The following is a 13,537-nucleotide window of genomic DNA, read 5'->3' on the forward strand; positions in this document are numbered from 1 at the left end:
CGTCGCCTGAAGCAAAGGAGCATCCATCCATGACCACCGTCGCCATCGTCGGCTGCACGCATGCCGGAACGTTCGCCGCCACGTCGATCCTGAAGCAGCATCCCGATTGGACCGTGCACGTGTTCGAGCGCAACGACTCGCTCTCGTTCCTCTCGTGCGGCATCGCGCTGTGGGTGGGCGACCACGTGTCCGATCCGAAGAGGATGTTCTATTCGTCGCCCGAGGCGCTGGCCGAGGCGGGCGCGACGATGCACATGCGCCACGACGTGCTCGACGTGGACGTGACCGGCAAGACGCTGCACGTCAAGGATTTGGAGACCGGCGAGGTCGCCGAGTACGCGTTCGACAAGCTGGTGGTCACGACCGGTTCCGCGCCCGTGATCCCGCCGATCGACGGGTTGGATGCGGCGATGGAGGCCGGCACGGTGATGCTGTGCAAGAACTGGAACCATGCGCTGGCGATCAAGGAGCGCGCGAGGAGCGCGAAGTCCGCGGTGGTGATCGGCGCGGGCTACATCGGCGCGGAGCTGGCCGAACAGTTCAGCGAGATCGGCGTGAAGACCACGCTGGTCGACGCCCTGCCGCGCGTGCTGGCGAACAATTTCGACGCCGCGATCAGCGACGAGGTCGAGCATGCGTTCGAGAGCCACGGCGTGACGCTCGCGCTCGGACAGAAGGTCGTCGCGTTTCATCCGGCCGCCGGTTCGGACGGCGTGGACGGTTCCGGCGTGACCGTCGTGACCGAGCAGGGCGAGTACACGGCCGACGTGGCGATCCTCGGCGCCGGTTTCCGCCCGAACACCGAGCTGTTCCGCGATCAGCTGCGCATGCTGGGCAACGGCGCGATCGTGATCGACGACTACATGCATGCCTCGCTGCCGGACAACACGGTGCTCGAGGACGTGTTCGCGGCCGGCGACAGCGCGACCGTGCGCTACAATCCGACCGGCGCGGACGACTACATCCCGCTCGCCACGAACGCGGTGCGGCAGGGCCTGCTCATCGGAGAGAACATCGTGTCGGCCGTGAAACGCTACCCGGGCACGCAGGCGACGAGCGCGGTCCAGCTGTACGATCTGGCGATGAGCGCGACGGGGCTCACGCTGGGAGGTGCCGAGAAGCGCGGCATCGCGGCCAGATCCACGACGATCACGCAGGACTATCGTCCGGACTTCATGCTCACGACCACGCCAGTGACGGCGACGATCGTGTGGAGTCCGGTCACGCGGCGCATCCTCGGCGCGCAGTTCCTGTCGAAGCACGACATCTCGCAGGCCGCGAACGTCGTGTCCGTGGCCATCCAGGCCGGGTTTACGATCGATCAGCTGGCCGGCGCGGACCTGTTCTTCCAGCCGAACTTCAGCCAGCCGATCAACTTCGTCGGCGCGGTGGCGATCCAGGCGGTCGCCGAAAGCTGAACCAAGTCAGGCCATCAGTCGTTCGGCGAGCGCGCGGAATTCGCGCCCGATGCCGTCGGCCCGCAGCGCGCCTTCGGGCGTGAGCACGGCGGGCCGGCCGGCCTCCCCCGTCTCGCGCAGTTCGGGTTCGAGCGGCAGCTGCGCCATGAGCGGCACGTCGTAGCCGAGCGCGTCGGTGAGCTGTTCGGAGACCCGCTGTCCGCCGCCTTCGCCGAAGATGCGCAGTTTTTCGCCCTTATGCTCGTACCAGCTCATGTTCTCGACCACGCCGCGCACCTTCATCGGCACCTGCAGCGCGACCAGACCGGAGCGCACAGCCACGTCGGACGCGCTCGGCTGCGGGGTGGTCACGACCACGAGTTCGGCGTTCGGCAGCGCCTGAGCCACGGAGATCGCCATGTCGCCGGTGCCGGGCGCGAGGTCGAGCAGCAGCACGTCGGGTTCGCCCCACCACACGTCGGCGAGGAACTGTTCGAGCGAACGCTGCAGGCGCGGGCCGCGCCACAGGATCGCCCGGTCGGCGCCGGCGAACATGCCGATCGAGATGAGTTTGACGCCCCACGCGGTCACCGGCATGAGCATGCCGTTCAAATTCGTGGGCTGTGTGTGCACGCCGAACAGCTTCGGCAGCGAGAAGCCGTAGATGTCCGCGTCGATGGCGGCCGTGTCGTAGCCGAGCGCGGCGAACGTGGCGGCGAGGTTCGCGGTGACCGACGATTTGCCGACGCCGCCCTTGCCGGAGGCGATCGCGAAGATGCGGGTCTTGATGCCGGGCTTGTTGAACGGGTTCTGCTTGCGTTCGGCCTTGAGGTCGGCGACGAGGTCGGCGAGCTTGTCGTGGCTCATCGACGTGACTTCGATGTGCGGGGTGAGCCGCGCGTCCGGGTAGGAGGCGACCGCGCCGTTGATCTGGTTGGTGATCGTCTCGCTCAGCGGGCAGCCGGGCACGGTCAGTTCGACTTGGATGGTCACGTCGTAGGCGGGCTGACCGTCGGCCGTCGCCCCGCCCGTCCCGGCCTTGCCGTCCGCCGGCACCGCGTTGATCGCCGCGATCATGCCCAGATCGGTGACCGAGCGGCCGAGTTCGGGGTCGATGACCCTGCTGAGCCGCTCGTAGATGGCCGCCTCGATGTGCCGGGTGTCTGCTGTCATATGTCGTCCTCCTTATTGCCTCACCTAGACTAGCGTGAGATCGCACGGCATGCCAGAGGCAGTCATCCCGGGAACCGGGGCCGGGCAAAAACGTTGCAGGAGCCGGGAAGCGTAATGCAACATGCCGCGGATGGTCTCATCAGACATACCCGCCAGCCACGCCATGATATCCGGTCTAATGCTCTATCTGGTTTCTCTCACTTCTTGGCTGTATGGTATCGAGTCGCACGGCCCGTTCCAATCTTCCTAACCAGCCCAGCGTCAATCATCTCCCGCAGCAGTTTGCCTGCACTGGATTGTGCAAGACCGGTCACCTGTTGGATTTCGCTGCGGGAGGCACCTTCCTGCCTTGATACGAGTGATAGGACGGTTCGTCGCCGTTCATCAATCGTTTCGCCCGATCGTAGATATTGATCATCCGCGACTGTCCTCAGACTGCCGCGATCTGCCGGATATGGACGCGCACTGGGATTATGGGATGGCAGCACCAGTCTGAACGCGTTATCGCTGATCTGAAATTCCGGCTGAACGGGTTCCGAGCGATAGTCATCGATGATTTTCGGCACCCCCGTGCCATACGCCTCGACCCATCCCAGACGGTACAGGATCGATGCGAGTCTCGGGTTGCGCTGCAACGAGGTGCCCAGCATCATATCATCCTTGGTCATGCCCGCGGGCAAACCACCGAAGTTCACGAATTCCACGCGATCATCGAACACACTGACCAATCCGGGACCCGCCAGCGAGTAATCACGGTGCACCACAAGGTTCAGTAATGCCTCACGCAACACGGACGGCGAATAGTCACGATGATCCACACGCCGCAGCGCCCCGTCGAACGTCGAACGGGTCGAGTTGAAACGGCCTATGTATTCGGCCACTCCTTGGAACTGACCAAACAACGAACCCGTGAACTCCTCACGACTGTTGAACGTCGACTTGTCCGTGCCCTCGAACACCGCAGCCTTGATGGAAGCCGCGCATTGATCGGACAACAGCCATGCCAGGTTAGTGTACGTTCCAGCGTCATTGATCAATCCCAACGTACGCTTGGACTGCTCAGTGAAAGCGATACCCGTCTGCGCGAACACCGATGATGCCCTATCGAACGTCAATGATTGCTCCACGCTTTCCATCTGCTCGAACGAGAGGCCGGCGGATTCCCTGATCATTGAGAGAATGGCCGTCTCACTGGCTTGAATCGAGCCGGCACCAAGGCGAATGTACACTCCGGCAGGCCGAGGGCCTTTGTCGCTGAGATAGTACGGACGATTCGTGCCCGGCCGGATGCCCACTGTCACCACATCCATCCCATCGCGTTGGACCGGATAGATCGACGTGAAACGGGCCAGATCGGGGTGTACTCCGTTACTGATCGACTGCATGATCCTGAGCATGCAATCATCGACGTCATTCACTCCCACGGCCTTGCCGTCATCATTCACACCGACGAGGATCGTTCCGCCTCCGGAATTCGCAAACGCGATCGCGGTTTTCTTCGCGCTGTCATTCCAATCGGTTTTGAACTCGAGATACTGGCCTTCGCGATCTTCCATCTGCTATCTTCCTGCTGTTTTCTGCTACTTTTCTGCCACTATAGCAGAAAAGTAGCAGAAAACAGCACGCATCTTTGCCGGCAGCAAGCACAGCACAAGCAACTGGAAAACCATGCAGTCGGTGTGTCTGCACCGCACCGTGGATCAGACCTCGCCCGTCTCCAGCAGAGTGGCGAACTGGGCCTCGTTCAGCATGGGGATGCCAAGCTCCTCGGCCTTGGCGGCCTTGGAACCGGCGTTCGCGCCGACAACCACGTAGTCGGTCTTCTTGCTCACCGAGCCGGCCGCCTTGCCGCCGCGCTCGATGATCGCCTCCTTGGCGGAGTCGCGCGAATAACCTTCCAACGAGCCGGTCACGACGACGGTCTTGCCGACCAGCGTCTGCGGCAGGTCGCTCACCTCGGCCGAGCCCACGCCCACGCCGGCACGCTTCCACGCGTCGAGCACGGCGCCGCGCCAATTGCCCGGCTCGCGCGCCTCGGCGAACCATGTCACCACGGATTCGGCGATCTCCGGCCCGATGCCGTCGATGGCGGACAAATCTTCCGCGCTCGCCTGCTCGATCGCATCCAGCGAACCGAACGCGGAGGCGATGAGACGCGCGGTGGGCGGGCCAAGCCGGCGGATGGACAGCGCGACGAGCACGCGCCACAGGTCGGCGTGACGCGCCTTGTCCATTTCGTCGAACATCTTGCGCGTGTTCTCACCGGGCCGGATGATGACCGGCACGCCGGTCGCCACTCCACGCACGGTTTTGTGGTCGACGCGCACGACGACCGCGTCGGCCGGCACGTCATAGTCGGGGTAGTGCTGCCGACCCGCATCGACCTCGATCTTCGCTTCGCCACGTTCGGCCAGCTGTTTGGCCGTGAGTTTCCTTGCCGCGGTGGGCGCGGTCCAGAACGCGGGCACCTGATGCCACAGGCCCGAGCCGCCGATCCGCTTGCGCACCTTCTTCTTGCGCCCGTTGGCGTCAACCGTCTCATGCACTTCGATGATCGCGGCCTCACGCCACACGCGCACGTCCTTGAGGTCGGCGGCGGTCAGATCGAACAACCCGGCCTCGCTGGAGAGCACCGGCGTCTGCACGGGCGGCAGTTGCAGCCCGGCGACCGGTTCGTACGGTTCAGGTTCCTCGCCCGGTTTGACGAGGATCTCGGTGATGTTCGGCGCGTAGGTCGCGACCGAATCCGGCCGGTTCTCCTCCGGATTGGTCAATGCGATGGCCGACTGGTCGCCCAGATGCTCGATGTCGAACGCCTTGCGCGAGGCGAGGTTGATGATGCGTTCGGTCAGCTGCGCGGGGCAGCTTTCCACGTTCGGGCAGCGGATGTCCTTATCGCCTTCCTTGGCGGGCGCGAGTTTCGCTCCGCACGACGGACAATACTCGGGCATGACGAACTCGCGCAGCGTGTCCTCGCGCCCCTTGCGGCGTTCCAGCACCGGACCGACAAGTTCGGGGATCACATCGCCGGCTTTGCGCACGACGACCGTGTCACCGATGAGCACGCCCTTGCGTTTGACCTCGGACGGGTTGTGCAGCGTGGTGCGCGCGACGGTCGAGCCGGCCACGTACACGGGTTTCAATACGGCGACCGGCGTGACGCGGCCGGTGCGGCCGACCTGCACGGTGATGTCGAGCAGTTCGGTGTTGACCTCCTCGGGCGGGTACTTGTACGCGATCGCCCAGCGTGGTGCGCGCGAGGTCGCGCCGAGCGCACGTTGGAGGCCAAGATCGTCGACCTTGACGACGATGCCGTCGAGCGCGTGCTCGATGTCGCCGCGATGCTCGCCGTAGTAGTCGATCATGTCGAGGATCTGCTGGAAGTTCGTGACGGTGCGGTTGTGCGGCGAGACCGGCACGCCCCACTTGGTGTACAGCTCATATGCCTCGGACTGGTCGTTGACCACGTCGTGCGAGCCGGCCGCGCGCCCCGCGCCCCAGCGCAGCGTACCGATGCCGTGCGCGTAGAAGCTGAGTCGCCGGGTCGCGGTGATGCGCGGATCCTTCTGACGCAGGGAGCCGGCGGCCGCGTTGCGCGGATTGGCGAACGGGGCGCGGCCGGCGTCCTCCTGTTCGTCGTTCAACGTGCGGAAGTCGTCCCAGCGCATGAACACTTCGCCGCGGATCTCCACGAATTCGGGGATGTCCTCGGCCGGGCCTCCGAGGTTCGCGGGGATGGAGCCGATGGTGCGCACGTTCAGGGTGATGTCCTCGCCGGTCACGCCGTCGCCGCGCGTGAGTCCCTGTTCGAGCACGCCGTTGCGGTAGATGAGGTTCAACGCGAGACCGTCGATTTTGACCTCGCAGCTCATCGGCAGCGGCTTGGATTCGGGCCAGTCGAGGTCGCGGATAACTGAATCGTACCAGTCGCGTAACTCCTCGATCGAGAACACGTCGTCGAGGCTCATCATGCGCGACGGATGACGCACGGATGCGAAGTCGTTGGAGAACGTGCCGCCGACGCGATGCGTGGGGCTCTGCGGCGAGTCAAGCGACGGGAATTCGGCTTCGAGCCGTTGCAGGCAGCGCAGGCGAGCATCGTAGGCGGCGTCGGATGAGACGGGCGCATCGTCGATATAGTAGGCGATCTGGTCGGATTCGACCCATGCGGCCACTCGCGCCCACAATCGTGCGGCGGCCTCGGACGACATCGCGGCGACATCGAGCCGGTCGAGTCGCATCGCGTCGTCGTCGGTCGGCTGCAACGCGGCGATCCATGGCTCGCTGCCGGGCGCGAACCGGTTCAGACCGGTATCCTCCACCACGGCCGGGGCAGCGGCGGTATCGCCGTTGCCGTCCGCGGGCGTGTCGAAATCCCATGCCAGTTGTTCGTCCGTCATGCACCCTCCATAATGATCGATCGCACACCAGTCTACCGGTGGAGTCTACCGGTGGCTGCGCTGAGCCCGTCAGCGCAGGACTCGCGGGCGTCCTGTTCGACGGAATCGCTCGGTGTGCCCCCTTAAAGATCGGCTAGACTGACATCACCGGCCAAAGGAGGCTCTTATGGATATCTTCACCATGCTGCTGTTCGTGCTGCTGGAGATCGTGCTGATCGCGATCGGCATCGTCTGCCTGTTCGCACCGAATACGATGTGGCGCATCGAACATGTCCTGAGCGTGCGCGGCGGAGAGCCGACCGACTTCTATATCACGATGACCAGGATCGGCGGCGTCGTGGCGTTGGCCGCCGCCGTCATCCTGCCGTTCCTGCCGATGATCCTTCACTGACGGCCTTGGCGGTGCGGCCGCCGAGCCAGCCGCACCGCCGTTCACGCGTTGAGCGAGCGCAGGAACTGGGCCTGGATCACGTCGATGCCGTCCGCGTCGTCGTCGGCCATGCGCGCCCACGCCACCGACAGGGTGCGGGCCGGCACGAACATGCCCTCGTCCACGCTCACACGCGCCGCGTCGCGGATGATGCCGCCGACCTCGGTGCGCGGCCAGACCGGCAGGTCGTGTGCGGCGAGCACGGATTTGGCCGCCTCGACGCTGTCGGGAACGGGCACGCATTGCGAGTCGGCGCGCGCCATGAGTTCGCGCAGTTCGCCTTCGAGCGCGCCGATCTGCCCGGGGCTGATGTGGTCGCTCATGATGTATGCGGCGGCCGCGGTCGCGAACTGGTCGTGCATCCACTCGCAGTAGGCGAACCGGTAGTAGGCGAATGCCGCATCGTCCCGGTCGAGCGCCACCCGCAGGGCGTTCAGGCAGGCGGCGCGCGCCGAATCCCAGTCTTCGAGCCGTGCGAGCTGCACGGCAAGTTTCAGGTGCGACAACGGGTATGACGGCGCGTACGAAACCATCGCGTTCAGATGCGGCAGGGCGGCCTTCGCGCCCTTGATCTGGGCGAGGATGTCGGCGACCTCCATGTGCGCGTAGAACAGGTCGTCGGGGATGAGCACGGTCTGCTCGCCCGGCGTGGCGAACAGCCGGTTGTAGACGACGCGTTCCGCATATGAGTTGAAATAGCGCGGCACGCCGGGATTGTTCGCGTACATGAGGTCGAGCCGTTCGATCTCGGCCTCCATCACGTCCATCGCCCGGTCCATCTGGCCGGAGAACAGCAGGTCGTGCGCCTTGTTGCGTTCACGGTCGATGCCGGCTCCCAGCTGGAAGGTGATGTCGGGCGTGTCACGTCCGTCGATGAGCGCGCTGGTGACCTGCGGGGCGAGCGAACTCAGCTCGGGGTCGCCGATGCGGTCGATGAGGCGCATCGCGCGCTGCGCCTTCTCGACGGACGGCATGGCGGCGTCGGCGGCCAGACGGTGGAATTCGGCGACGCCGCGCTGCAGCAGGTCGGCTCGCTGGATCGACAGTCCGGTTTCGTCCGCGGTGCCGAACACGCGGGCGACTTCGGGGCTGAACGCGGCATCGGACAGTTCCGGCTCCTCCTGCGATCCGGCTGGCGCGAACCGGCTGTCGCGCAGGTCGAACCCGGCTTCGGTAGGCGCGAGCGCACCATGCTCGTCGAAGCGCAGGTTCGCACCGAACGCGCGGTACGTGTCGACCGGGTGTTCCAGACCGTCCTCGTAGAGCCGGGCCAGCAGGTCGTCGCGGTCGAATTCGACGGTAACCATCGTGCGCACGGTCGGGCTGGTGCGCAGCGCGTTGAGTGGGTCGGATGATTCGTCGGATGCACTGCCGGACGTGTCGCCGCCGAGGTCGTTGAACGCGCCCATCGGATCGTCGGGATTGTAGTCGTCCGCGATCGCGGCAGAGTCGGTGTCGTCGGTGTTGGTCGACGGCATGGCGAAGGACACTTCGTCGAGGTCGATGCCGCGCATGAGATCCTCGAACTGGCTGTCGACGCTTGACTGGTCGTCGCGCCCGGTCTGGCCTGTCTGACCGGTCTGACCGGTCTGGTCGGTCCGATCCGCATCGGCCGGGGTCTGTTCGGCCATGCCGTCGCCGGACGCGATGCGGTCAGTGGCGCCGTCGGCCTGCGAGGTCGCGCCGGTCGCGGCCTGCGAGGCGGGATCGGGGGTCGCGTCGTCGTGCGAGTCCTCGACGGGGCGGGGCAGGCTGAGCGACGGGTCTCCATGGAAGTCGCCGTCCTTGGGGTCTGCCTTCGTGCCGCCCAGTCCGATGTCGCCGCGGCGCACGCGCTCGAACGTGCGCAGCATCTTGCCGACCATGCCGGAGATGGCGGAGTCCTGTTCGGCCACGGCCTCCTCGAGGCCGATCGAGTCGATGTGCAGCGAGACGCGGCGGATACGCTCGTCCGCTCCGAACAGCAGCGTCGCCATCATCAGGCCGACGCGCAGGTTGTAGTCGGCGCTCATCGCCGCGCGGTCATGTTCGTCGAGCGGTACCCACATGTGCCGTTGCGCGTCGTAGCGGCTGCTCGGCATCATCGACGGGCCGGAGGTCGTGAATCCGATCGCGGCCTGGCCGTCCGCAAGGTTCGAGCGGAATTCCACGTCGAAGCGGAACGGCAGTCGCAGGCGGCGCAGCAGCGTCGACACGGTCTGCCGGTACAGCCATTCGGAAGGTTCGCCGGTACGGGCGAGCGGGTCGGGATGCTGTTCGGCGAGGCGTTTGCTGACCGCGCGCGCTTCGTCGGCCAGCCGCAGCACCGCGTGGCGGTCGTCGCCCATGCCGGATGCCGGGTCGACGGCGTTCAGGTCGAGGTCTCCCACGCTGGCCTGAACGCTGGCCGCCGTTCCGGCAGGACCCGGCCCGCCGACGTTGCCGTTGCCGTTCGCGTCGAAGATGAACGCCGGGTCGGGTTGGAGCACGCCCAATGCCGGATTGTCGAGCAGCATGCGGTCGATCTGCGCGGCCTGCGCGCGCGTGACGGTATCCTCGATCGGCGTGAGCCCCTGCCGGGCGTTGCGTTCGAGCCATGCGCTCACGTTCGCGAACCGGTTGAGGTTGCCTTCGATGCGCAGCGTCTGCAGGATCGCGGGGAACTGCAGGTTGCCGTTCCAGGTCAGGAAGTAGCTGCCCGAATACGTGGACGTGTACAGGTGCAGTGGTTCCGCGCCGTGCACCGCGTCGAGCCCGGTGGCCGGGTCGAGCGCGCCGGCCTCGTGCATGAGGTCGGAGAAGTGATCCTCGAGTCCGGATGCGCGCATGCCGTGCGCGCGGGCGTCGAGCGTGTCGCGCAGGCAGCGGCGGATCGCGCCGATCGGCGCCTCGCGGTTGAGCCTGCGGAAGATGTTGCCCGAACCGAATCCGATGAGCAGACCGTTCATGGCCGGCAGGAAGTACGTGGCGAAGAATGCGATCGCGATCGCGTCGCGGTATTCGAGATCGTAGCGCATCGAGCCGGGCAGTTCGGCGCGCACCTGTTCGAGCGTGTACCGGTTGCCGGTCTTGAGCCAGGAGGCGAGCCAGTTCATACGGCCGGCGTCGTCGCGGCCGATGATGCCTCCCTGCACGCAGTCGAGCATGCGCGGGCCGGACTCGCCGTGCGAGCCGTGCGAGCCGTGTCCGGACTCCGCGCGCGCCGCCGCGTGATGGCCGAACCGCGGACCGTCCGGCAGTCGGATCGATCCTTCCTTGCCGAACTGGAACCGCGCCTGCATGTTGTACGTGTCCATCGCCGGATCCTCGCCGGCGAACACGCGTCCCTTGTCGTCCGCTATCGCGACCTGCGCGAAATGGTCCCGGTCGCTGAACGCGCCGAGCGCAAGCACGCTGCCCTGCCGGCCGGGCAGCTGCACCCAGCCGAACCGCAGCGAATCCTCCTCCTGCCAGACCAGCTCGTCGAACACGTGCCGTTTGACGAGCGGACCGAGTTCGACGGCATGGCCGGCCAGCACTTTGGGCATATCCTTGCCCGCGTCGGCCGTATGCGTCGCGGAGAACGGCGCGAGCGGCGTCCTGCCGCCGAATGCGGCGTCGCCGAGCGAGCGCACCAGCCTGCCGATCGCGGCCGGCACGCCGCGGCCATGACTGTGGTGTGGTGTGCGTTGGAACATGACCCACATTCTTCCAATCCAGCCCGACATGAAGCCTATAGAATAATGGAGTGCCTTCAACATTCCGCCGCCCCATCGTCCGTCCGCGCACGCTGCTCGTCACCATCGTGGCGATGCTGCTGATCGCGCTGCTCGAATGCTTCGCGTTCAACCTGCCGTTCTGGGCCACCCTGTCCGCCAGCACCGACACGTCGGCCGCCGCGAACACGCTCGGCCCCGGTCTCGAACGCACCGAGAACGGCCTGCTGCGCGTCACCGACCCGACCGGCGCATGGCTCGAGGTCAAGTCCGACGGCACGTCGCACTACGCGCGCGTCGATCTGGCCGACGAGACGATGCGGCTCATGAACAGCAAGACGCTCACCGACGATGCCAAACCGGCCGCCGTCTTCCACCTGCGGTTCGACGCGAACGGCACGGCCGGCCGCACGCAGGCGATGTCATTGTGGTCGCCGCGCTCCCTGTACCCGCGCACCGAGGCGAGCGGCACGATCCGCGTATGGGTGCAGGAGCCGAAGGGCACGCTCGTGCCGATCGACGCGGTGCGCGCGAACGTGCGCGTGCCGTTCCAGTGGAGCTGGACGCGCGTGGTCGTGCTCGCCGCCGCAGTGCTCCTGTTGCTGCTGTGGCGGCCAGGCTCGCGCCTGTGGCGCACGCCGCTCGACCCGTCCGACCGCAGACAGCGCATCGCGCTCGCCGTGGTATTGGCGGCGGTGGCCATACCGACGATGAGCGCGGTGGTGTGGATGGTGTCGGTGTTCGGGCCGATGGTGTTCCACAACGAGAATGGCTACACGTACGACTACGACCAGTACGCGCATGTGGCCGACGCGCTGCTGCACGGCCGGATCTGGCTTGATCTCAAAGTGCCGGCCGAGCTGGCAGTCGCCGACGCGCCGCACAGCATCGTCACACGCAGCCGTCTCATGGCCGACGGCGTGACGCCGATCTACTGGGACTACGCGTACTACGACGGCCACTGGTATTCGTATTTCGGCGTGGTGCCGGCGCTGCTGCTGTTCGTGCCGTACCAGATGGTCACCGCGTGGATGGCGGACGGCGATCCGCTGGGCGTCAACGGCCGGATGCTGCCGACCGGCGCGGCCGACCTGCTGCTCATGTATGGGTTCCTCGTGTTCGCATGCCTGATGGTCGTCCGTCTCGTGCACCGGATCGCACCGCGCGCCTCGGTGGCGAGCACGTCGATGGCGATGGCCCTGTTCCTGGTGTGTTCGAACGCCTGCTATCTGTGGTTCCGCACGAATTTCTACTCGGTGCCGATCGCCGCGTCGATGATGTTCACCTGTCTCGGTCTGTGGCTGTGGATGGGCGCGATCCGGCCGCAACGGCACACGGGCACGGGCCGAAGCCCGCGCGACGGTCGCACGCTGTGGCGGATCGGCGGCTCCGCTCCCCTGTCGCTGCCGCATCTGGCCGGCGGCGCACTGTGCATCGCGCTCAACTTCGGATGCCGGCCGCCGTTCTCGCTTGCCGCATTGCTGGCGATCCCGCTGTTCTGGCCGCAGATCCGCGCTCTGGCCGATGGTCTGCGTCGCCGCACGATCACGCTGCGCCACGCGCTGGCCGCGCCGCTTGCGGTCGTCGCACCGGCGATTATCGTTGTGCTCCCGCTTATGGCCTATAACAAGGCGCGGTTCGGCAGTCTGTTCGATTTCGGCAGCGCGTATCAGATGACGGTCACCGACATGACGAGCTTCCGTCTGCCGGCAGCCGATATCCCGTACATGATCGTCTACTATCTGTTCCTGCCGTTGCGGTTCACCGGCGTGTTCCCGTATCTGGCAATCCAGCCGACGCCGCTGCCCGAATGGGGGTTCACCGAGGCGATGGTCGGCGGCCTGTTCATCACCTGTCCGCTGGCATTGCTGGCGTTCGCGCTGCCGCGGATGCGTCGGCGCGTCGCCCGACCGTATTGGGCGACGCTGATGTGCGCGCTGGTGATCGGACTGCTGCTGGTCGTGGTCGATATCGTCGAGGGCGGCATGGGATGGCGGTACATGTGCGATTTCGGTTGGCTGATCGCGATCGCGGCGATGCCGGCGTTGCTGCGCGTGGTGGAGGGCCGGGCCGTGTTCGAACCGTGGCTGTACGACGATCTGGATGATTCGCCGTACAGCCGCACGCCGATCTGGCGGCATGGCATCCGTCTGCTGGTTATGCTCGTGCTCGCGGCGATGCTGGCCGTGACGGTGCTCTCATGCTTCGTGCCGGGGCGCGACGATTCGCTCGACCACAACAATCCGGGCTTCTTTTATGACATCCGCTCCTGGTTCACGCTCCTCGGCCTGAACTGACGTCACATATCCTGAGTAAGACGTGTCATTTCGACCGAGCGCAGCGAGCGGAGAAATCTTTTCCCGCAACCGTTCCGAAAGATTTCTCGACTCGGCTCCGCCTCGCTCGAAATGACACGCAGAGGCAGACAACCAAAAACCGACGCATCCAGCGAACCATCAGCAA

At 65.8% G+C, this 13,537-nt stretch carries 7 protein-coding genes; 3 read left to right on the top strand and 4 right to left on the bottom strand.

Annotated features, from left to right (window positions below; translation table 11 throughout):
* The first annotated feature begins 29 nt into the window (after positions 1 to 29).
* A complete protein-coding gene (locus KIH76_RS01420) occupies positions 30 to 1,418 on the top strand; it encodes an FAD-dependent oxidoreductase (protein WP_219068876.1) in 1,389 nt (462 codons plus the stop codon).
* Between the two features lie 6 nt (positions 1,419 to 1,424).
* On the opposite strand, the gene KIH76_RS01425 is transcribed toward KIH76_RS01420, so the two are convergent.
* The 3 genes from KIH76_RS01425 to ligA form a co-directional block, all read right to left on the bottom strand.
* A complete protein-coding gene (locus KIH76_RS01425; protein ID WP_219068878.1) occupies positions 1,425 to 2,570 on the bottom strand; it encodes an Mrp/NBP35 family ATP-binding protein in 1,146 nt (381 codons plus the stop codon).
* A 197-nt stretch (positions 2,571 to 2,767) separates the two neighbouring features.
* On the bottom strand, positions 2,768 to 4,126 hold the full coding sequence (locus KIH76_RS01430; protein WP_214372795.1) for an RNA-binding domain-containing protein: 1,359 nt from the start codon (positions 4,124 to 4,126) through the stop codon (positions 2,768 to 2,770).
* 144 nt (positions 4,127 to 4,270) lie between these two features.
* Positions 4,271 to 6,970, bottom strand: coding sequence for an NAD-dependent DNA ligase LigA (gene ligA / locus KIH76_RS01435; RefSeq protein ID WP_214372794.1), 2,700 nt, complete (start codon positions 6,968 to 6,970; stop codon positions 4,271 to 4,273).
* A gap of 166 nt (positions 6,971 to 7,136) precedes the next feature.
* On the opposite strand from ligA, the gene KIH76_RS01440 reads away from it, so the two are divergent.
* A complete protein-coding gene (locus tag KIH76_RS01440) occupies positions 7,137 to 7,361 on the top strand; it encodes a DUF6199 family natural product biosynthesis protein (protein WP_214372792.1) in 225 nt (74 codons plus the stop codon).
* 41 nt (positions 7,362 to 7,402) lie between these two features.
* On the opposite strand, the gene KIH76_RS01445 is transcribed toward KIH76_RS01440, so the two are convergent.
* Positions 7,403 to 10,906, bottom strand: coding sequence for a tetratricopeptide repeat protein (locus KIH76_RS01445; protein ID WP_236036769.1), 3,504 nt, complete (start codon positions 10,904 to 10,906; stop codon positions 7,403 to 7,405).
* 200 nt (positions 10,907 to 11,106) lie between these two features.
* On the opposite strand from KIH76_RS01445, the gene KIH76_RS01450 reads away from it, so the two are divergent.
* The gene (locus KIH76_RS01450; RefSeq protein ID WP_338023524.1) at positions 11,107 to 13,371 is read left to right on the top strand and encodes a glycosyltransferase; all 2,265 of its coding nucleotides are present in this window, start codon (positions 11,107 to 11,109) and stop codon (positions 13,369 to 13,371) included.
* The last annotated feature ends 166 nt before the right edge of the window (positions 13,372 to 13,537 follow it).

The organism is Bifidobacterium simiiventris, from assembly GCF_019331715.1.
Classification (GTDB): Bacteria; Actinomycetota; Actinomycetes; order Actinomycetales; family Bifidobacteriaceae; genus Bifidobacterium; species Bifidobacterium simiiventris.

Coding starts and splice junctions, on each gene's coding strand:
- KIH76_RS01420 (WP_219068876.1), top strand. CDS start 30: ATGACCACCGTCGCCATCGTCGGCTGCACGCATGCCGGAACGTTCGCC.
- KIH76_RS01425 (WP_219068878.1), bottom strand. CDS start 2,570: ATGACAGCAGACACCCGGCACATCGAGGCGGCCATCTACGAGCGGCTC.
- KIH76_RS01430 (WP_214372795.1), bottom strand. CDS start 4,126: ATGGAAGATCGCGAAGGCCAGTATCTCGAGTTCAAAACCGATTGGAAT.
- ligA (WP_214372794.1), bottom strand. CDS start 6,970: ATGACGGACGAACAACTGGCATGGGATTTCGACACGCCCGCGGACGGC.
- KIH76_RS01440 (WP_214372792.1), top strand. CDS start 7,137: ATGGATATCTTCACCATGCTGCTGTTCGTGCTGCTGGAGATCGTGCTG.
- KIH76_RS01445 (WP_236036769.1), bottom strand. CDS start 10,906: ATGCCCAAAGTGCTGGCCGGCCATGCCGTCGAACTCGGTCCGCTCGTC.